The sequence below is a fragment of the Paenibacillus oryzae genome (genome assembly GCF_001675045.1).
Lineage (GTDB): Bacteria > Bacillota > Bacilli > Paenibacillales > Paenibacillaceae > Pristimantibacillus > Pristimantibacillus oryzae.
The window spans coordinates 426613-448108 of the sequence record NZ_LYPA01000065.1 but is presented as its reverse complement, the minus strand read 5'-3'; the positions used below and the strand labels follow the sequence as shown (position 1 = coordinate 448108).

The following is a 21496-nucleotide window of genomic DNA, read 5'->3' as shown; positions in this document are numbered from 1 at the left end:
ATCAAACTCTCCATAAAAGTGTTTGACTTGCTCATTACGTGTTGCTTTATCCATTTGATCCCTCGAAGCATTGCTGCTTCTTAAGGAGATTAAACAGGGCAGTTTCACTCGTTGTTCAGTTTTCAAAGAACAATATTTTCACAACGTTTGTTATCCTACCATATTCACCGCCAAGGTGCAAGTCCTTTTTTAAAAGGAAGTTTAAAGCCGTTTTGCTTCAGCGGTTATTTATTGGCCGGAAATAGAATATACCATGGGCTATAACTAACCGTCAAGATCTTTTTTTGAAAAACCTTATTATTTTTAAATAAAAGACTATCAATCATACATGCCTTTGAACCTTGACATGGCATTCTGAAGGTATCGGAGTCGTATACTCCATATAATTTACAGAGCCGTTAAAATTTAAATATCCTTCATAGCGAATTCGAATGAATGGTAGAGTAAGGAGCTCCAAGACCCCGTCCTTTGGAACCCAACGAGAGTCGCTTGTTTCATCAGAGGTAGTTAACTCGCCTCCTTCAGCCTTACACACAAAATCAAACATGATCTTCGTAGGCACATCCGTCACGCCATCATACCATTTATGTAATCCTGTATTAGAAACAATGTTAATCAAATGGCTTACAGTCGTATCAATTCCGCTTTCCTCTTTTATTTCGCGGATGACGCCATTCATCAGGTTTTCGCCCACTTCAATAATTCCACCAGGAAATACCCAGCCATCATCTTTAGCCTTTACCAAAAGAATATTTCCACTTCCATCCTCTACAATTCCTCCTGCCGATACAATATGTGTCGGGAACGTCATTTAAAGACCTCCTAATAGGGTTTTTATCAAACTTTTATAGCCATACAAAGCTCTTACCTTTTAAATTGCAGCTTGGTTAATGTCTTAATCATCACGGCCCGATTTTTGGCAAGCTTCATGTAGGAGGGCAAATAATGGCTTGCCGTCTTAAGAGGAGCCTGGCCGGCTCTGACCCGCAAGTCTGCCGAAATATAGGCGATTAAGTAATCCAGATGCGAACGGTTAAGCGCCCATATTGCCTTGCCTCGCACATAGTCGGAGAAATACAGCTCCATGCCAAACAATGGATCTCGTCCGTTCCGGATATCCCCGTAGTACCCTCTGTATGCCTCGCTGCGCTGCAGCCTGCACTGATTAACGCTGCCGCAATGCGGACACTCCACATGAGTGTGGCTATGAGAAATTTTCTTTTTATCCGTTACCTCGACGTTAAACCAGCGTTGGCACAGGTTGCAATTTTGTTTTGCACGGTATTGGTAGAGGGGCTCCTTTACTTCCTTCGCATAACAGCTAAAGCATCTCCATTCCACATCGTTTTCCCCTGCCGTTATGCAAGCATGGCCGCCGCAGCGCGGGCATTTAACGTCAATGGGTTCTCCTCGTCTCAATACAGAATAATAATTATACCTGTAAGGAGGTTCATCAATAAAACGCTTCATAAATATCCCCCTGATTTTCCAGCGTTCCGGCTAATTGATCCGACATACACATTGGTATAAAGTGTAAAGTATAAACAAGTTCCATCCTTAAAAAAATGCTAAAAGAGGCTGCTCTAAAAGGAGAATGAACGCCATGTCCAATGCCGAAGTAATCGACCATGAATTTAACCGCCTCCGGGAAAAGCTTCCCTTGTGGCTCCAGGAAAACCGGCGTTTTTGCCGGGATGGAAAAGTAGCCTCCTATATTCCGGAGCTATCCAAAGCTTCGGGGAATCATCTCGGCATCCACATTATTGATGCGTCCGGGCGCTCCCTGTCAGCCGGAGATTGCGGCGTAGCCTTCACCATGCAAAGCATTTCCAAAGTATTCACCTTGCTGCTGGCATTAATGGACAGGGGCGAAGAAGCCGTTTTTGACAAAGTAGGCATGGAGCCGACGGGCGATCAATTTAACTCCATGCTCAAGCTTGAGCTTGTACAGCCCAGCATTCCTTTTAACCCTATGATCAATGCGGGAGCTATCGTCATTTCATCCTTGATAAACGGAAGCGGCCCTGCGGAGAAATCGGAAAGAACGCTTCAATTTTTCCGTTTGCTGGCCGGCAACAACAAGCTGGACTTCGATAACGACGTTTATCGCACCGAATCGGCTTCAGCGGATTTGAACCGCTCCATGGCGTATTTTCTGAAGGACAAAGGGGTGCTGGCTTGTCCCGTCGATGAGGTTCTGGAGGTTTATTTCAAGCATTGCTCCATTAATGCCACCTGCAGCGACTTGGCGCGCATGGCGCTTGTGCTGGCATCGGGCGGTCGCGATCCCGTTACGGGCGCAGCCCTTATCCCCCGGCGCTATGTCCAAATCGCCAAAACCTTTATGATCACCTGCGGCATGTACAATGCGTCGGGGCAGTTTGCCATTCAAGTGGGGCTGCCTGCAAAAAGCGGTGTTGCGGGCGGCATTCTTACCCTTGTACCGGGCAAATATGGCATCGGTGTTTTTGGCCCCGCCCTCAACCCTAAAGGAAACAGCAGCGCAGGCGTCCGCCTGCTTGAAACCTTGTCCAAAGAAATGAACTGGAGCTTGTTTTAGAACCCTGTTATTTAAGGAGTCTTTATTCGGGGTCAATATGACGCCCCTTCACGAGGGTGCTGTAGAAGCCGCCCTTTCTCAGCAGCTCCTCGTGAGTGCCTTGTTCGCTCACGGAGCCGTCCTGCAAAACAACAATCCGGTCCGCTTGAGTAATCGTATTAAGACGATGGGCAATGACAAAGCTTGTTCTCCCCTGCATCAAGCGCTGTAAAGCCTCCTGGATTTTAATTTCGGTAACCGTATCGATACTGCTGGTCGCTTCGTCCAGCACAAGAACCGACGGTTCTGCCAGAATAGCCCTGGCAATCGCAAGCAGCTGCTTTTGCCCCTGGCTTATTCCAGCGCCGTCCAGCTTAAGCCTCGCATCATACCCGCCCTTCATCCTGACAATAAAAGAATGGGCGTTTGCAAGCTTTGCCGCCTCAATAACTTCCTCGTCCGTTGCGTCCAGCTTTCCGTACCGGATATTTTCGCGGATTGTGCCTTCGAACAGAAAGGGGTCCTGAAGCACAAACGCCATATGGGATCTAAGGCTTTCTCGTTTAATCGTGGCTATGTTGGCGCCATCCAGCAGAATTTGCCCGGAGTCCGGTTCATAGAAGCGGCATAGCAGCTGAATGAGAGTTGTTTTCCCTGCCCCCGTAGGTCCCACAAATGCAACAATTTCACCCGGCGACGCTTCAAAGCTGACATTACTTAATGTTGGCCTTCCCCTATCATAGCTAAAGGACACCTGCCGAAACTCTACCTTTCCGGTCACATGCCGGATTTCAGATGAACCTGCCTCATCCTTGTCCTCCGCCTCTTCATCCATAATCTGAAAAACGCGTTCAGCTCCCGCCACAGCGGAGAGCAGCGTATTCCACTGGTTGGCCAGATCATTTAGCGGGCGCGTAAATTGTCTGGAATATTCCGCAAAAATAACAATCGTTCCTACTGTTACAGCAGAATTTCCATTAAGGACCAGCAAGGAGCCGGCACCTGCAATCAGCGCAAAGCTGAAGTTGTTCAGGCCGTTCATCAGCTTCGGAATAAAGCCGGAAATAGCTTGCGCCCAAAACCCGGATTGATGGATTCGTTTATTAAATACGCCAAATTGCGTTTTTACCTCGTTTTCCCGGGAAAATGCTTTAATAATGCCTTGTCCCGACAACGTTTCCTCCACAAATCCGTTCAAATCTCCGATATTCCGCTGCTGCGCCTTGAACAAACGGCTTGTGCGGTTTGTGATCCACTTCATGCCAAAAAACATCAGAGGCACTACCGCAAACGTAATCAGGGTCAAAAGAGGGCTTAGCATAAACATCACTACAACAATGCCAACCAGCAGCAAAATACTGGAAAACACCTGGATGAGCGAGCTGTTCAGCGTTGCGCTCACATTTTCAATATCGTTGGTGGCGCGGCTCATAAGCTCTCCTTGCTGACGCTTTCCAAAAAAGGGAATTGGAAGACGATGCAGGCGAGCAAACAGCTCCGTCCTCATCTGCAGCACAACCCGTTGGGAAATAGCAATCATCCAGATGCTCTGAAACCAGACGGTGAGGGAATGAATGGCGTATACCGCACCCATGGCAAATAAAAAAACACCGAATCCGCTCTCTCCTCCATCAATAAACCGGTCGATAGCCACGCCTGCCAAATAAGGCCCCAGCAATGAAAGACCCGAGCTAACGACAATAAGCACAGCTACCAGACTCAAACGAACGCGATGCTGGAGCAAATAGCCCCAAATCCGCTTTATGGTGCCGCCCATATCGCTCGCTTTGGCCTGTCGTTTTTTGCCCGCCGCATTGCTGGAGTCTGCTTTGGCCCCGACAGGGACGGGGTAGCTAAACGGCTCCTTGAGCTTTTCAAGCATTCCCTACACCCGCCTTTCCGTATTGAGACTCGTAAATACGCTGGTACAACAGCGAATTTTGCATCAATTCATGATGACTGCCGCTTGCCAGAAGTCTACCGTCATCCATAAGCAAAATAGTATCGGCATTGGCAGTTGAGCTTATTTTCTGCGTAACGAGCAGGATTGTGCATGACAAATCCTTAAGCTCGGCCAGCAGGGCCGACTCTGTCCTAACATCCAGCGCGCTGGTGCAATCGTCAAGCAAAAGAATGGCAGGTTTGCGCACCAAAGCCCGGGCAATGGACAAGCGCTGCTTCTGGCCGCCGGAGAGGTTGACGCCCTTTTGGCCAATGACGGTATCGTATTGCAGAGGCAGCTTCATAATGGTTTCGTGAATTTGCGCACGCTTGGCGGCATCCTTGATTTCATCCAGGGAAGCGTCCCTTTTGCCCCACGAAATATTTTCGGCCACCGTTCCTGAGAACAGCATGATCTCCTGCGGCACATATCCGATCTGACGGCGAAGCGTCTCCAGCTCCATTTTCCTATTGTCGATCCCGTCAACCAGCACTGCTCCTTCATCGGCTTCATAAAGACGAGGAATCAGCCCAAGCAACGAGGTTTTACCTGAGCCCGTAGAACCCATAATTGCCAGAGTTTCCCCGGCGCGAGCCGAAAAGGAGATATCGCTGAGCACATTGACATCGGAATCCGGATAACGGAAGCCAACTTGCCGGAATTCCACCGCTCCCTTTAAAGGACGCGTTGTGCCATAGTCGTTTTCGTTATTTGCTCTAGCTTCTCTATTTTGACTGTTTGCGCTGATGTCCCCGCTTGCCTTAGCTGCATTGCTCGCGGCTTCGTCGCTTGAATGATCAGCGGCTTTGCTTGCATCCTGTTCCGTATCGTTTGCAGCAAGCTCCACCTCCGAAATGCGCTGCGCCGACGCGCGCCCTCTGGAAAAAGCTACAACGATCATGGACATTAGCGATAACGCGCCTGTCGTTCGCGTTGCATAATTGACGATAGCGACAATTTCGCCCATGGAAGCCGCGCCGGCATCGACGCCAATTTTGCCAAACCATAACACCAGGATGATGCAGGTATTCATCACCAGCAAAATAATCGGCATTGTCAGTTCCGTAAATCTTAGCGCCACAATCGTCCTATTCGTCAATTCGCCGCTTGCCTGATCAAATTTTGCGCCTTCATGCCGCATGCGAACAAATACGCGGATAAGGCGCATGCCGATCAAATTTTGCTGAATGACGCCATTCACCTTATCCAGACGGCTTTGCACCGCACTGAACAGAGATTCGCCCCGCTTCAATACCCAGGCTAAAAAAAGGCAAAGAAAAGGCAAGCCGATTATAAACCACAGAGCCACCGACGGGTTGACGAGAAGCGACATGATAACGCTGCCAAATACGAACAGCGGAGCCCGAAGCATAACGCGCAGCCCCATAAACACCGTATTTTGCAGCTGCTGGACATCGTTGGTGAGCCGCGTAATTAAGGATGAGACCTGAAATCTTCCGAATTGGGGGAAGGTAAAATCCTGAACCTTACTATAAAGCGACTGCCGTAAATCAAACCCAAAGCTTTGGCTAACGTGCGCCGCATAGAAGGAGCTCAAAATTCCAATAACAAACGCGATCAAGGAGCATGCCAGCATTAAGCCGCCCCAAAACATTACAACGTCGCTTCGATTAGGGACAATGCCTTCATCGATGATTTTGGCGATCAAATACGGCTGGAGCAGCTCTACAATAAGCTCAAAAAACATAAGCAGAATGGCCACAAAGGCCGCTGCACGGTATTTGGACAAATAAGAGAACATCACTCGCAAACCAACAGCCCCTCCCCTTAACCAGCTATGCTTTTAATAGGTGAACAACCTCTTTAATCGTAATAAACCTTAAACTTAATGTCCTGGCTATAGTTGCCGAAGCCGTTGCCGTAAAGCGTCAGCCCTCCTCTGTGAACCGCATCGGCCTTAACGCCGATCCGAAAGCTCCACAGATTGCGATCAAGCTCGATATTACCGATCGTACAATCCGAAATCTTTTGGCCGTCAATAAAGGTGCCGTCCTCCTGAACCGAAATCAGCTTGAGCAGCCCGTATTGATTAACAAACTCCGGCCACCAGTCCGGCGAATAACGTCCCCGCTGACTCCCATAATCTCCGGGACTGGTCCAGATGCCAAGCGGCTTGCCGTTAAGCTCAAAGCTGATGTCGGAGGGCCAATGCTCCCGAAAGCCGGGCGCCTCCGAGCCTAGCTCCAGCGTAATTTCCACCATGCGCGGCCGTTGTCCCGGCAATAAGTAATTAGGAAGCTTGTAGTCCAGATAACCGTGGCCAAACCATAAAATGCCGGCATGCATGCGCTGCGGTTCCATAAAATAGCGGGGATCGTCAAACTGGCCGATCATTCGGACCGCTGTTGCGATCCCGCACGTAGGATGCACCTCGCATTCCGAGTAGTGGCCGATGGGAACGAACGTCTCATGATATTTGAGGCTGTTATCCGTTTTTCGAGGCAGCTGAATGCTGATGGATTGCTCCGCTAGCGTACACATTTTGTGAGTGCCCCCATCCTTGCGGACCATTTTTGTTTCAACGAGTCCAGCCGTCTCCAGCTTGCGGACATGCATTGTAACGATGGCGCTGCTCAAGCCAAGCGCGGTTGCGATATCTTTAACATTCATGGGCTGCTCCGCCAAATGCTCTATAATAGAAAGCCTTACATCACTCGCCAGCGCCTCATATAATGGCAGCCATTTGCGGTCGGTGCCTGCTTCAATCATTCCGTTCATCCTTCCCGCACTGCGGCAAATTCCTTCTTCACAAGATTTTCATAACTTGGTAGTTCTATAGTATTGATGATTGGAAATATAGTCAACAGCCCGCCTTTCTCCGCCGCACAGTCTAATTCCCCTAAAAATCGGAATACTAAGGGAGCATGTCCCATGCTGTTCAAGGAAGTAAACAACCTCTATTTAGGGAGATGATCTCTTTGTACCCAACTATCCATTCCCCCGGAGAGGCTGCTTCGGCTGTGCTTCAAATTGCTAATGCCTTGGCCGATATCGACTCGCTTGCTGTATGCCGCCGCCAGGAGACGGGTTATTTTGTTATTGCCGCTGTCAATAATCGGGAGCATTGGCTTGCCGCACGCTCCTTTTTGCCTTTCTTTCGCGCTCCCCTTACTCCATGTCTGGCAGCAGCAGGCAGAATGGCTTCAGCAGGCTGTATCACGATTGACCGGGTGAATGAAAAAGACTGGATGGGCACGACCTCCCTTGCTGAATCCTTAAACAACCGTTCTCTTCTTTATTTGTCAGCGCTGCCTGATGAAAAAAGTCCTCATTATCCGGGGTTATGCCTTATCCATTCTTCTCCAATTTCTCTGAAGCCGGAAATCAAGACGGCTTTAAGCAACATTGCATTGCTAATGGCGTATAATGCCGACCTTGAAGCCGCCAGCTTGACGGATAGCCTGACAGGACTGTTTAATCGGCGCTATCTCTCCTATTTAAAGCAAAATGCCGCAGTCCCGCAGTACAGCGTGCTGTTTGTTGATCTGGATCGATTTAAGGATATGAATGACCGCTACGGGCATGAGGCCGGCGATTCGCTGCTGGTTCAGGTCGCAGAACGGCTTCGCTGCAATTTGCGAAAAAGCGATGTGCCAATCCGGTACGGCGGCGATGAATTTTTAATTTTGCTCCCTCATCTGGATCATGCGGATACGCTGCTTCTCATTACGAATAAAATTTTGGCGGCAATGGAGGAGCCTTTTGTTATTGGTCAAATTGAAGTGAAGGTAAGCATTAGCGCAGGCAGCCGGTTTCATCCCGGAGGAAGCCTTTCCCTGGAGGAGCTGATTGCCCTGGCGGATCAGGACATGTACGCCGCCAAGCGCAAAGGCAGAGATTAAGTTCAGAATTAAGATCAGAATCAGGACGCATCAAATTGGCTTCGCCGCTTCATATCCCTCTCCCCTCGTACATACATATGGTATGAGTCATTCATTTTCTCAATACCGAGGAGTGGACTTTTTGAACACGTCTAGTGTCAAATCGAGAACCGGATATGAATCGGAGGAATCCAAATGTCATCCACGGATTTGAAAAAGCTGGAATACGCCATTGCCGAAATTACAGAAATCGCGAAGGGTCTTGGTCTTGATTTTTATTCTATGCGTTATGAAATTTGTCCATCCGATATTATTTATACATTCGGAGCCTACGGCATGCCCACGCGCTTCAGCCATTGGAGCTTTGGCAAAACCTTTAATAAGATGAAGATGCAATATGATTTTGGACTAAGCAAAATTTATGAGCTTGTTATCAATTCCGATCCCTGCTACGCCTTTCTGCTCGACAGCAATTCCCTTGTCCAGAACAAGCTGATCGTTGCCCACGTCCTTGCCCATTGCGACTTTTTCAAAAACAACGCCCGTTTCTCCAAAACAAACCGGAATATGGTCGAAAGCATGACCGCAACCGCTGAACGCATTCGCGAATATGAAATGGTACACGGCACGCTTGAAGTAGAGGAGTTCATAGATGCCGTTCTGGCCATTCAGGAGCATGTGGACCCTTCCATCGTCAAGCCTTACCGAATGTCGAAGGACGATTATATTACGTCCATGAAAAAGCGTTCACCTGCAAAATCGGAAACCCTCGCAACGCCTTATGACGACTTGTGGTCGCTGGAGCCAAGCGAAGAGGAGCAGCCCGGGGAAACTCCTGTTTCGTTCCCGCCCCGCCCTGAAAAGGACATCATGTGGTTTATAGAGGAATATTCCACCGTATTGGAGCCTTGGCAGCGCGATATTTTGACCATGCTTCGTGATGAAATGCTTTATTTCTGGGCGCAGATCGAGACAAAAATAATGAACGAGGGCTGGGCCAGCTTTTTTCACCAGCGAATTATGCGGGAGCTCGATTTGACCTCAGAGGAAACGGTGGAATATGCCAAGCTGAATTCATCCGTTGTTCAACCCTCGCGCCATTCGCTTAATCCCTATTATCTTGGCCTCAAAATATTCGAGGATATTGAAAAACGATGGGATAATCCCACTCAGGAAGAAATCGAGCGATGGGGACGCAAGCCTGGCAGCGGCAGAGAAAAAATGTTCGAGGTGCGCGAGCATGACGCCGACATCTCCTTTATCCGCAATTACTTGACGAAGGAACTGGTGGAGGAGCTGGATTTATACATTTTCGAAAAAAAGGGGCCGGAATGGAAAATAACCGATAAAACATGGGAAAACATACGGGACCAGCTTGCCTACTCACGCGTAAACGGCGGTTTTCCTTATCTGGTCGTCAAGGACGGCGATTACCTTCGCAATGGGGATTTATATTTATTTCATCAATTTGAAGGCGTGGAGCTGGACTTGAGATATGTGGAACGGACGCTGCCTTACGTTTACCGGCTGTGGGGGAAAAACGTTTATCTGGAGACTATAGTTGAAGATAAACCGTTGGTATTTGTTTACGACGGGAAAAAGGTTAGCCGGAAGTTTTTGTGATTTTAAGCTGCACCCCCTGGACCATTCCAGTGTGGGTGCATTTTTTCGAGCTTTAACACAGTTCACAAACAGTTCATCTTCGCTTCTTATAATGAAAGCAATCGGTAATGATATCAATCGGCAGCCCGATATTTTATCATGAATCGCGTACAGAAATGAGGGAATGAACATTGAGACTGTTTGAACTGCTGCTTCTTTTATCAAACGTCGGATTGCTTGCGGCTTCAATTTGGGGGAGAGGAAAATACAAGCTGTTGCTTGTCGCAAGCGGAACGAGCGCTCTGCTGTTAATCGTCCACATGTTAATAGAAAGCTTGAGAATGCAGCTTCTTTTTCCATATGGCTACACGCTCGTTATGGTTGTTATCTCCACTTATTACTGTGTGAAGCAGACATCAAAAGAGCAGACGCCTTCTCGCTCGGTACATAAAAGACGGATGGTTTCGGGATACAGCTTAATTGCGATTTTACTCGCAGTGACGGGGACGCTTCTATATCTATTCCCTGTATTCAAGCTGCCTGAGCCAACGGGAGACTTCCTGATTGGTACCCAAACCTTTCATTTTGTTGATCATGATCGGGAAGAACGATTCGATGAAACGCCGGGCGGAAAGCGGGAACTGATGGTCCAGCTCTTTTACCCCGCGCAGCATACAAGCGGAAAACCTTATCCATTAATGCCGGATGCCGATCAATTATTGAAAGTGGAGCCTCTGTCGTCCATGCTTGGCCTTCCCAAAATGTTTATGAGCTATATGAAGCAAATACCAACCCATGCCTACGAAAATGCCGAAGCTGCCTATTCTAACGAGACCTTCCCGCTAGTGCTGCTAAATCATGGTTTCGGTACATCGAAAATATACCAGACATCCCAAGCCGAAAATCTGGCTAGCCACGGATACATCGTTGCTTCCATCGATCATACATACAGCACGTTCGGTACCGTATTTCCCGACGGCACCTTGACCACATTGCGGACCTACGAAGAACAGTTCATCGACAAGGACTATCGCGAAATGGTTGGCCAAGCTTGGACGGATGATATTCTTTTTACGCTTGATCAGCTTGAGCGAATGAATACGGGTGAATTCCCGAGCAAGCTGCATGGCAGAATGGATCTTGAGCAAGTCGGTGTTTTCGGACATTCGTTCGGCGGGGCGGCAGCATATGACGCTACCTACGATTCCCGCATCAAAGCAGGTATTAACCTTGATGGCTCGTTATTCCGGTATGATCAGGCTGCCTCGTCCACGCCATTTATGTTCATGATGACGGAGCAAAGCTTCAACACTTACGATAACGCCCGACGGGATTACATTTATACAGATGAAGAGTTAAAAGAGATGGGTAACATTGAGCGTGATGAATTTGAAAAGGCGTTCAAGGAAGTGAAGGCGGAGGTTCAGCATTTTGTGAATACGGCCAGACGTGGCGGACAAATTGTTTACGTCGAAAATACAGAGCATTATAACTTTGCTGATTTGCAGTTGATCACTCCGCTATTTCGGTTTATAGGCTTAACCGGGCAGATCTCTCCAGCACGCGCCACCTCCATCATAAACGCGTATACATTGGATTTTTTCAATAACCATTTAAAAAACAAAGGCGGTAGGCTGATTGAGGGTCCTTCCAGCGATTATCCGGAAGTAAAATTCGGAACGCCATTATTTGCTGATGCGCATCTTCCTTAAATAACAACCAGAAAAAAATAACAACCAGAAAAAAATAACAACCAGAAAATTGCACTTCCGCGTTAATATGAAAAAAACACCTCTTCCGTTTGGCCTGTGATTGCTCAACGCCTTCACTTCTCCAAACGAGGAGGTGTTTTTATTTAACATCAGCGACGGTAGACTAGTCTGATTTTGCAGTTTCATTAAGCGTGGCTAGGCGTGGCTGCTGGATAGGATTACATGCATACACAGCGCTATTAGGGTCAAACTAAGCCGGAAAGCTCATTACAACATGAAAGGGAGTTTGCTAAACGATGAAAAAAGCAGGATTGCTTGCCATTATTATGACTTGCTTCACCTTCGCCATTGCGCTGCCGGCAGCCAGCGCACATGATGGCGCAGACGCTTTGACCGCTAATGTTTCGCAAATGGATAACGCGGCCAACTACAACCGCGCCTCCACCGACGGCAATATGATGAACAGGGCTGAATATGACATGAATCGCGGCATGAACCGTGTAGAAAACGGCATGAATCGCGGCATGAACCGAGTGGAAAATGGCATGAATCGCACTATGAACTATGTTGAAAATGGCATGAACCGCACCTTTGGCACCGATGGATATGCAAATACCAATCGCGCCGCTACAATGAATAACGGCCGTTACCGCACCAATGCGGCAACGACAACAACTACGGCTACAAACCGGAACTTCAACTGGGGCTGGCTTGGCCTTTTGGGCTTGATCGGTTTGGCCGGCATGAGAAGCCGCGACCGCGACCGTGCCTAAATCTCAGTTTTGATGATTATGCTTAAAGGCATATGAAGTAAAACAACAAATCCTCCAAGCCGCCGCCACTGAAGGCAGGTTTGGAGGATTTGATGAATCATTTTAATCTTTGTATTGGATCGATTGTTCTCGGTCGGTCCTTATTAAAAATAATCTTGATCTTATCGTCTGATCTGAGTTTTTGCAATATCGTCAATCAACTCGTTCATTGTTCCGTTTAAGGCCGATATTCGTATATGATCGCCAGAATCCAGAGCTGCCTGATCGCCAGTTTGGATAATCCGGTATAGCTGAGCATCAGCGGTTACATGATAGTTATATTCGCCATATTGCGCATGCAGGGCAGAAATTACCTGCTTTTCAACGATACGGCGGTTTCCGTTTTGCTGAAGCGTAATGCCAACCGCAACATCGGAATCCGTCATCAGCACAACCGCAGATTCAACAAAAGGTACGTTCTCCGCAATGGCGGCCAGTTGGCTTGGCGTTACTCTGGTGCCGGCATCCATTCCATTATACATGCCGCTTCCTAAAGGCTGCTGATTGTCATTCAAGCCTGGCTGACCCTCATTCAAAGCCTTCGGTGTACCATTATTACGATAGGTTAGAGGGGCTCGATCGCCAAGCTCATTTAATGATTCGGGTGAAACATAATGGCTTCCACGGCCATTTTCCAAGGATTCATAATTGCCTCCATAGTTGTTGCCAGTATCCCCGCATCCAGCGGCTGTTATAGCAAGTAGCCCCAGCACGCTCAAATCAACTACCAATTTTATACTCCGCTTCATATTACTGCACCTCCGTATATGAATTAACATGTACAGAGATGCATAGTTTAATACATCTTTTCCCCCTATTCCTCCAGCTTTTGCACATCAACAACCACGCTTAGCCGCTGCTCTCCCGTGCCCCGGTAAACGCCTTTGACGGGCACAATATCCTTGTAGTCCCTGCCGTGACCAAGCTTTACATACCGCTCGCCGACGGGGTCCGCGTTGGTGGGGTCGAAGCTGCACCAGCCAAGCGATGGTACGTATGCCTCTACCCATGCATGGGATGCTTGCAGGAAGTCAGCATTGCCCCCCTGCAGATCGCCGACAAAATGATAGCCGCTCACATATCTTGCCGGAATGCCGGCCGCTCGCGCGGAAGCAATCATAAGATGGGCAAAATCCTGACAAACGCCTCGTTGGCTTTGAAACATCTCCGAAGTTGTCGTTTTGACAGTGGTTGCCTCCGGATCATATTGAAATTGCTCCCGGATCAATCCGCTGAGTCCGCCGAGCCAATCCAGCACGCAGGAGCTTCCTTCGGCGCCTGGAGGCATCACCTGAACGCTTTCGGCAAACTGTTTGACCTCGGGAGTAATGGAGGTGTACTCCGTTTCAAGCAGAAATTCCGCGTAGCGGTCTCCCGCTTCCTCGCTTTTTAGCCATTTCCAGGAGTCCTCCATGGAGCATCGGTTCAAATATTGCGTTCGCTCCTCCTCGCTCCGGGCTCCTTTGGTCACAACGGTCATGTCTGTTTTGATCGCCAGCTTTTTATGGGGGATATTGACGGAGAAGGAATGAACCCGATTGCCAAAATAGTCCTCATAGCTGAACAACGAAGCGTTAGGCTCAATGCTGATCGACTGCTGATAGCAGGATTGCCGTTCATTCGTGCTTGGCGTCAGCCGGATTTCATTGACACTGTCCGTCACATTGCCTTGATATTCGTATTGCGTCACATGAGTAATATGCAGCTTCATGCGCTGGCCTCCCCCATGCGAAAAAAGGTTTTGGCAAAAATAGCGCCTAGCTGCTGAAACGATTGAAGCAAGTGGATAACGATGGCTCCTTCGGAATCAATGGCTAGATCGTCTCGCTCCACACAAGCCAAATCCGCTCTCATTTTGCCTACCTGCCGCAAAATCCGGTCATGCTCCACCCGAAGCGCGCGATCCTGCAATTCTATGGAGCGCATATGATCGTCCAGCATGTAAAGAGCAAATTGAAGCGACCGCGGGAATACGCTGCTCAGCAGAACAAATTCAAGAATCGCATGGACGGAAAGTCCGTCGGCATAGTAGCGGCGAAAAGCCTGATAGCCGCTAACTGATTTAAGCACGGCCTGCAGATAGGGATACGCGTCGGCATTGCTCCAGCCTTCATGAGAGGCGGTCAGCATGGCGGAACGAATAATACGAAGCGTATTTTCGCCGCGCTCCAGATAACGCCCGCATTCAATAAAATGCCATTCATTTTCCCTCGGCATAACGGATTGGCTTAATCCTTGAAACTGGGCCGTCCATTCCTTGATTCTGCCATAAAATAAATGCGGAGACTCCCTCATCATTTCATCGGGCTGCTTCTCACGGAGCCACAGGTAAAAGGCATTGCTTGTGTCCCACAGCTCGCTAGGCAGCTTTTCGCGAAGCGTTCGCACATTGGCCCGGGCATGGCTGACGCAGGATACGAGCGAATTATCGTTGTCCCGGTCCAGCGTCGTGTAATGCAGCACATCCTGTTCCGTATACGCCCCATATCCCCGTTCATAGGCATCCCGGCTCCCTAACGCATCCACAATCCGATGCCACTTGGAATAATGCTCCTCCGGCTCGCCGCCAGCCAGTTGATCAATCAAAGCATCCTGATCCATTTGCATATGATAATGAACGTCGATCAGTCTGGCATGATTTTCAGCACGCTCCATATATCTTCCGATCCAGAATAAAGCCTCCGCATTCCGATTGAGCATAAAAAAACCTCCTCATTCATCGGTTAAGCACCCAGGTATCCTTCACGCCGCCGCCCTGCGACGAATTGACGACCAATGAACCCTTCTGCATCGCCACTCGTGTCAAGCCGCCGGGTATAACATGACTTTCATTGCCCATCAGGGCAAACGCTCTAAGATCGATATGTCTTGGAGACATGGCTCCATCCATCATGACGGGCGCCTGTGAGAGCTTCATGGTGGTTTGCGCAATATAACGGGAGGGCTCCCGCCTTATCGCTTCCGCAAAAGCCGCAATTTCCTTAGGGCTGGCGCTGGGACCAATCAGCATGCCGTATCCGCCGGACAATGAGGTTTCCTTGACCACCAGCTCGGAAAGATGCTCCAGCACGTAGTCTCTTTCTTCCTTACGCGTCAAAATATAGGTTGGCACATTATGAAGAATCGGCTCTTCCTTCAAATAATACCGGATCATATCCGGCACATAGGCATATACCGCTTTATCATCTGCCACGCCTGTTCCGGGAGCATTGGCAATCGCTACGTTTCCTGCACGGTACGCGTTCATCAAGCCCGGGACGCCGAGCAAGGAATCGGGGTGAAAGGACAACGGATCCAGAAAATGATCATCAATGCGCCTATAAATAACGTCTACCTGACGCAAGCCCCTCAAATCGCGCAGATAGATTTTGTGATCCTTATAAACAAGATCGCGTCCCTCTACCAGGTGAATGCCCATCTGCTGGGCCAGAAAGGTGTGTTCGTAATATGCCGAATTGTAAGCGCCGGGCGTCAGCAGCACAATAAGCGGATCGCTTTTTCCGTTAGGGGCGAGACTGCGAAGCGAGCTTAAAAAACAGTTCAGGCTGCGGTCAATGCTTTGCACGGAGCTGGCCAGATACAAATCATGGAACAATTCGCTCATCAGCGTTCTGCCCTTGAACAGATACGAAAATCCCGACGGGGAACGGAGATTGTCCTCCAGCACGAAGTAACGTCCCTTTTCATCCCGAATCAGATCGATGCCGGAGGCGGTAATATAGACTCCGCCAGGAACATCCAGCCCCGCCATCTCCGGGCGAAAATACGTATTGGAAACAATCATCCGCCGCGGGATAACGCCGTCGGTCACAATGCTTCCTTTATGATAGATATCATGGATAAAAGCGTTGAGCGCTTTTATTCTCTGCTTGACCCCCCGTTCGATCAACTCCCATTCATGCTTTGGAATGACGCGCGGAATAAAATCAAAGGGGATGGTCCGCTCCAGCGGCTCCCTTTGCGATTCACTGTAGAGCGTAAAGGTAATGCCCTCCTCCAGCATCCTTTGATTGATGGCTTGCTGCCTCAAGGCAAGCTCGGCTGGCTTCATTGCTCCGAACAAGCGGTGAATGGCTCCATAATGAGGGCGAACGGAGGAGTCTTTGTCGTACATTTCGTCATAAAATGTTTGCGCATCGTAAAATTGAGCTTGCGATTTTTTGGCCGTCGACAACACAACCGCCTCCTTCTTGATGGCCTGATGACCTGATGGGTTAACCTGGTGAACATCTGCTTTTAGCCTGTCTCACCCTCCATATCCGCTCAAATTATGTCATTCAAATGTTTCAAAACCTAACATTAAGCAATAAAACCTCATCTATTGTTAGGATTATCATACAAGATTCCAATTTTTGTGTCAACTTATTTAACATCAAAAAAGAGGAACTCGGCAATCGAGTTCCTCTGCTGGATGAAATGGCCGCTACCGGTTCAGCAAACTGCCTACATATCTTAGAAGCTCATTGGCACAGACCGGGCAATACAGATGTTCATCAATCAATCGCTTGGTTACTTCGTTAATTCGCTTAAGCTGGCTTTCATCCGGCGTTTTGGTGGACGTCGTAATTTTGACAATATCTTTAAGATCGGCAAACAGCTTTTTCTCCACTGCTTCCCTTAGCCGCTCATGGCTTGTAAAATCAAACTTTTTATTTTTACGGGAATAGGTGGATATCCGAATCAAAATTTCTTCACGGAATGCCTTTTTGGCATTTTCGGATATGCCTATTTGCTCCTCGATGGAGCGCATAAGCCGCTCATCCGGGTCCATCTCCTCTCCCGTAAGAGGGTCCTTGATTTTGAGCCAGTTGCAATAGGCTTCGATATTATCCAGATAATTTTCAAACAGGGTGCGCGCGGATTCCTCAAAGGAATATACAAACGCCTTCTGAATTTCTTTTTTGGCGAGCGTATCGTATTCCTTGCGGGCAATAGAGATAAAATTCAGATACCGCTCCCGCTCATCCTTTGTAATGGAGGGATGCTGATCCAGACCGTCCTTGAGCGCCCTAAGCACATCCAGAGCATTGATGCACTGCATATCGCCTTTAATTAGCGCGCTGGATATGCGGTTGATGACATACCGGGGATCGATGCCGGACATGCCTTCTTCTATATATTCGTTTTGCATTTCTTTCAAATCCGCTTCCTTAAAGCCCTCCACCTCTTCGCCGTCGTACATCCGCATTTTTTTAACCAAATCCATACCTTGTTTTTTGGTTTCCTTCAATCTGGTCAAAATAGAGAAAATAGCCGCGGCTCTGAGGGCATGCGGAGCAATATGGACATGCCTCATATCGCTCTGGGAAATCAGCTTGGCGTATATCTTCTCCTCCTCGGACACCTTGAGGTTATAAGGAATGGGCATTACGATCATGCGGGATTGGAGCGCCTCATTTTTTTTGTTGCTGATAAAAGCCTTATATTCCGATTCATTGGTATGGGCTACGATGAGCTCGTCGGCGCTGATTAATGCAAATCTGCCTGCTTTGAAGTTGCCCTCTTGCGTCAGCGAAAGCAAATTCCACAGAAATTTTTCGTCGCATTTGAGCATTTCCTGAAACTCCATCAATCCCCGGTTCGCCTTGTTTAATTCCCCGTCGAAGCGATAGGCGCGAGGATCGGATTCAGAGCCAAACTCCGTAATGGTGGAAAAGTCGATGCTCCCCGTCAGATCGGCGATATCCTGCGATTTGGGATCGGAGGGACTGAAGGTTCCTATGCCCACGCGGTTATCCTCGGAGATAAACACTCTTTCCACCTGCACGTTTTCGATATTGCCGCCGTATTCCGTCGTAAGCCGCATTTGGCAGGAAGGGCAAAGATTGCCTTCAATGCGCACATCCAACTCCCTCTGGATTTCCGCCCTCAGCTCATGCGGGATGAGATGCAGCGGCTCCTCATGCATCGGGCAGCCTTTGATCGCATAGATGGCGCCGCGATCTGTTCTTGAAAATTTCTCAAGCCCTTTTTTAAGCATCGTTACTATAGTTGATTTACCTCCGCTGACAGGACCCATCAGTAGCAGTATCCGCTTCCGCACATCCAGTCTCCGGGCCGAGGAATGGAAATATTCCTCCACCAGCTTTTCGATCGCACGATCCAGTCCGAAAATTTCCTGTTCAAAAAACTTATACGTCTTCCTGCCGTTATTCTCCTCGATTCCATACGACTTCATCATTTCGTATACGCGCGAATGAGCAGTCATAGCAGGAGAAGGATCGTTTTTTAACAATTGAATATATTCCTTAAAGCTCCCGCTCCATGCCAACCTTTCACTTTCCGCCTGATATTGCGTTATCCGTTTAAAAATATCCATGTCGTGCCTCCTCCCGCATCTTCCGCTTTCCCTGTCTCTGTTTGGAACCTGCACTTTTTAATGAAGTATTAAATACCTATGCTTATTCGGGCCGGAAATTGACCACTATTTTGATGCCCCTGCTATAATAAAAAGAGCGTAAATGAATAATCAGTGTTTGACAGAGAGACGGAGTGCAGCGGAGGGACAGAGGGCTTCTGGAGAAACGACAGTGTTCGCCTTTAAAGACCGATTCCAACCTTACCTGAATAATTGTTAGGAATCTGGCCAAGCACTGATCCTTGTTTTAAGGATAATGGAAGGGAGAGCAAAACAATTGGCTGTTGCAAAAGAGGAAGAGCTATATGCTCCCATCAAAAAATATTACGAGGGGATGGGTTATGAGGTAAAAAGCGAGGTGATGCATTGCGACCTTGTTGCAATCCATCCCCAGCATGGAGAAACCATCATTGTTGAAATGAAAAAAACGTTCAATCTCGCCTTGCTGCTGCAAGGGATTGAACGCATGCGCTTATATGCGACTGTGGTGCTGGCTGTGGAGCGCAACCGCAAAAAAAGCGGCGCACACAACCAGCGCTTCGGCGATTTGGCAGAGCTCTGCCGAATGCTTGGCCTTGGTCTTATGACGGTAACTTTTTTCAAAACAAAAGCTCCCGTCATCGACATGTTATGCCAGCCCGGCGATCCTCCTGTCAGAGGAAAACGTCCCAGCAAGCGCAACCGACTACTTACAGAATTCCGGGAGCGCAGCGGCGATTATAACGTCGGCGGCAGCACCGGGCGCAAGCTGGTCACTGCATATCGCGAGAAAGCCCTCCGGTGCGCATACGTGCTTCAGCAGCGAGGTCCCAGCGCCCCCAGAGAGATTGCCGCAGCAACCGGCCTCAGCAACAGCGGGCAAATGCTGCGGGCCAATTACTACGGCTGGTTTCAGCGGGTTGAACGCGGTAAATACATCCTGCTGCCGCAAGGGGAAGAAGCCCTCAAGGAATATCGCGATGTGCTGGGAGATTGGACTGCAGGGATCAGCTTCTAGCCGTGAACTCCCCGATCGCTTCCGCAAAGCGGGCAACCCCCGCAGCCGTGCGCTCGCCGGTGTTATGCGTAAAGTTCAGGCGAGCGGTATTCCGTTTTGGGGAGGCCGCATAAAACGGGCTTCCCGGCACAAACGCCACGCCCTTCTGAACCGCGCAGCGGAGCAGCGCTTCCGCGTCCAGTCCATCCGGCAGCTCAAGCCAGAGAAACATGCCGCCGCGCGCCTTTTGCCATTTGACGCCCGGCAAAGCCGCCTGCTCAAGTAAGCGGTGCATCTCCAGCATTCGGTTGCCATATTCTCTGGAGATCATGGCAATATGCCCATCCAGATCGAAAAACTGGAGCAGCTGGCTTAATATTTGCTGGTCCAGCGTGCTGGAATGCAAATCCGCTGCTTGCTTTGTTTTGGCCGCCATCTCCATTATGCGCTTGTCGCCCATAGCCCAGCCCGTACGCAGCGCCGGTGCAACGGTTTTGGAGAAGCTGCCCGTATAAACAACAATGCTGTCCTGGGCTTTCCCCTCCAGCGAAAATAGAGTAGGAATGGAATCCTCCGGATTAAACTTAATATCTCCATAAGGATCGTCTTCGATAATCAATACGCCGTATTTCCGGCAAATATCCAGAATTGCTTTGCGGCGCTCCACGCTCCATACGCGCCCCGTCGGATTGCCAAACGTCATTACCGCATAAAGCAGTTTAGGCTTATGGCGTTTAATCATTTCTTCTGCATATTCCGGAATCATGCCGTCCTCGTCGCTTTCCACAGCCGCCGTTTGAACGCCGTGAAGAGCAAATACCTGAAGGCTGGACAAATAAGTTGGCATTTCAACAAGCACCGTATCCCCCGGCTCCGTCAGCACACCGACCAGCTGATATATCGCTTGCTGTGAGCCGGTTGTCATTAACATTTCATCCGGCGTTACCGCCATGCCTTTCTTGCTCATCCGTTCGCACAGCTGCTCCCGCAATGGCGTATACCCTTCCGTCAGCCCATATTGCAGGACGCCGGGACCCGCACGGAAAACGCGATCCGCAGCCTCACGGACGGCATCTACCGGAAACAGCTCCTCTGCAGGCAGCCCGCCCGCAAACGATATCAGATCCTTGCCTTGCGTTAGCTTCAGAATATCTCTAACCGCGGACGATGTAAGCTGTGAAACTCTGGATGAAAATCGGTATTCCATATGTGTTCGCCCTCTCCGTCATTTATCTGTTTGCCATCTTCTATATAAGTTCAACTAAATAGTTGGCTGAGGGTACAGGCCGCCGTGAGGAAGGCTCTTCCGATCGCAATTGTTTCCAGATTTCCTGATTTTATAAGTAAAATGTTGAAATCCGGAAACACAAGCGAACGCTTCGCTTCTCCAGAACCATCCTCACTCTGCCCTGCTTGTGCCGATTTTTAAGTTGAACTTATATAGCCATTGAACATCAAGCCTTTTCAATATATATCCTACTATCATATCAAGGTGTTCGCTACATTTAAAGTTTTCTTTTTCGCCACAATTGGGTATAATGTACATAGCTCATTGGAGGTGTCTAAGGAATGAATTTCTGGATCGTGATGACCGTATTAGTATTGTTCCTTACCGCGATTTTGACCAGTTCCTATAATGACGACAAAACAAGCGGCTTGTAATACCGGCTTAAAACAAAAGAAGCTTCCTGGCCAGCAAATGCTGGAGCCGGG

The 21496-nt window shown here is 48.9% G+C and carries 17 protein-coding genes; 6 read left to right on the top strand and 11 right to left on the bottom strand.

The window, feature by feature from the left end:
- Positions 1–322: 322 nt before the first annotated feature.
- Both A7K91_RS17970 and A7K91_RS17965 read right to left on the bottom strand, forming a co-directional pair.
- A complete protein-coding gene (locus A7K91_RS17970) occupies positions 323–811 on the bottom strand; it encodes an NUDIX hydrolase (protein ID WP_068685181.1) in 489 nt (162 codons plus the stop codon).
- A 53-nt stretch (positions 812–864) separates the two neighbouring features.
- Positions 865–1470, bottom strand: coding sequence for a hypothetical protein (locus tag A7K91_RS17965; RefSeq protein ID WP_068685179.1), 606 nt, complete (start codon positions 1468–1470; stop codon positions 865–867).
- A gap of 133 nt (positions 1471–1603) precedes the next feature.
- Between A7K91_RS17965 and glsA the strand changes: the two genes are divergently transcribed.
- Entirely contained in the window at positions 1604–2560 is a 957-nt protein-coding gene (glsA, locus tag A7K91_RS17960) for a glutaminase A (protein WP_156739626.1), read from the top strand.
- Between the two features lie 22 nt (positions 2561–2582).
- On the opposite strand, the gene A7K91_RS17955 is transcribed toward glsA, so the two are convergent.
- The 3 genes from A7K91_RS17955 to A7K91_RS17945 are packed head-to-tail and all read right to left on the bottom strand — an operon-like array spanning position 2583 to position 7211.
- Positions 2583–4421, bottom strand: a complete 1839-nt coding sequence (locus A7K91_RS17955; RefSeq protein ID WP_068685175.1) for an ABC transporter ATP-binding protein — start codon at positions 4419–4421, stop codon at positions 2583–2585.
- The gene (locus tag A7K91_RS17950; protein WP_156739624.1) at positions 4414–6252 is read right to left on the bottom strand and encodes an ABC transporter ATP-binding protein; all 1839 of its coding nucleotides are present in this window, start codon (positions 6250–6252) and stop codon (positions 4414–4416) included. Before A7K91_RS17950 ends, A7K91_RS17955 begins: the two co-directional genes overlap by 8 nt.
- A 53-nt stretch (positions 6253–6305) precedes the next feature.
- The gene (locus A7K91_RS17945; RefSeq protein ID WP_068685171.1) at positions 6306–7211 is read right to left on the bottom strand and encodes an ArsR/SmtB family transcription factor; all 906 of its coding nucleotides are present in this window, start codon (positions 7209–7211) and stop codon (positions 6306–6308) included.
- A 209-nt stretch (positions 7212–7420) separates the two neighbouring features.
- Between A7K91_RS17945 and A7K91_RS17940 the strand changes: the two genes are divergently transcribed.
- The 4 genes from A7K91_RS17940 (at position 7421) to A7K91_RS27130 (ending at position 12410) form a co-directional block, all read left to right on the top strand.
- Positions 7421–8344: a GGDEF domain-containing protein gene (locus A7K91_RS17940; protein WP_068685169.1), complete on the top strand. Its 924-nt coding sequence runs from the start codon at positions 7421–7423 to the stop codon at positions 8342–8344.
- A 174-nt stretch (positions 8345–8518) separates the two neighbouring features.
- A complete protein-coding gene (locus A7K91_RS17935) occupies positions 8519–9946 on the top strand; it encodes a SpoVR family protein (protein WP_068685167.1) in 1428 nt (475 codons plus the stop codon).
- Positions 9947–10116: 170 nt separating this feature from the next.
- Complete coding sequence (locus tag A7K91_RS17930; RefSeq protein WP_068685165.1) at positions 10117–11637, top strand: alpha/beta hydrolase family protein; 1521 nt, start codon at positions 10117–10119, stop codon at positions 11635–11637.
- A gap of 296 nt (positions 11638–11933) precedes the next feature.
- Entirely contained in the window at positions 11934–12410 is a 477-nt protein-coding gene (locus A7K91_RS27130; protein ID WP_068685163.1) for a WGxxGxxG family protein, read from the top strand.
- A gap of 161 nt (positions 12411–12571) precedes the next feature.
- Here A7K91_RS27130 and A7K91_RS17920 read toward each other — a convergent pair whose 3' ends face one another.
- From A7K91_RS17920 to A7K91_RS17900, 5 genes are all read right to left on the bottom strand, one after another.
- Positions 12572–13198, bottom strand: a complete 627-nt coding sequence (locus tag A7K91_RS17920) for a YhcN/YlaJ family sporulation lipoprotein (RefSeq protein WP_068685161.1) — start codon at positions 13196–13198, stop codon at positions 12572–12574.
- Between the two features lie 65 nt (positions 13199–13263).
- A complete protein-coding gene (locus A7K91_RS17915) occupies positions 13264–14160 on the bottom strand; it encodes a transglutaminase family protein (protein WP_068685159.1) in 897 nt (298 codons plus the stop codon).
- The gene (locus A7K91_RS17910; RefSeq protein WP_068685157.1) at positions 14157–15149 is read right to left on the bottom strand and encodes an alpha-E domain-containing protein; all 993 of its coding nucleotides are present in this window, start codon (positions 15147–15149) and stop codon (positions 14157–14159) included. Before A7K91_RS17910 ends, A7K91_RS17915 begins: the two co-directional genes overlap by 4 nt.
- 16 nt (positions 15150–15165) lie before the next feature.
- Complete coding sequence (locus A7K91_RS17905; protein WP_211274539.1) at positions 15166–16623, bottom strand: circularly permuted type 2 ATP-grasp protein; 1458 nt, start codon at positions 16621–16623, stop codon at positions 15166–15168.
- Between the two features lie 249 nt (positions 16624–16872).
- Positions 16873–18768: a PrkA family serine protein kinase gene (locus A7K91_RS17900; RefSeq protein WP_068685155.1), complete on the bottom strand. Its 1896-nt coding sequence runs from the start codon at positions 18766–18768 to the stop codon at positions 16873–16875.
- A gap of 316 nt (positions 18769–19084) precedes the next feature.
- Between A7K91_RS17900 and A7K91_RS17895 the strand changes: the two genes are divergently transcribed.
- Complete coding sequence (locus A7K91_RS17895; protein WP_068685152.1) at positions 19085–19804, top strand: DUF2161 family putative PD-(D/E)XK-type phosphodiesterase; 720 nt, start codon at positions 19085–19087, stop codon at positions 19802–19804.
- Here A7K91_RS17895 and A7K91_RS17890 read toward each other — a convergent pair.
- Positions 19794–20990: an aminotransferase-like domain-containing protein gene (locus A7K91_RS17890; RefSeq protein WP_068685150.1), complete on the bottom strand. Its 1197-nt coding sequence runs from the start codon at positions 20988–20990 to the stop codon at positions 19794–19796. The genes A7K91_RS17895 and A7K91_RS17890 overlap by 11 nt on opposite strands.
- Positions 20991–21496: the final 506 nt, after the last annotated feature.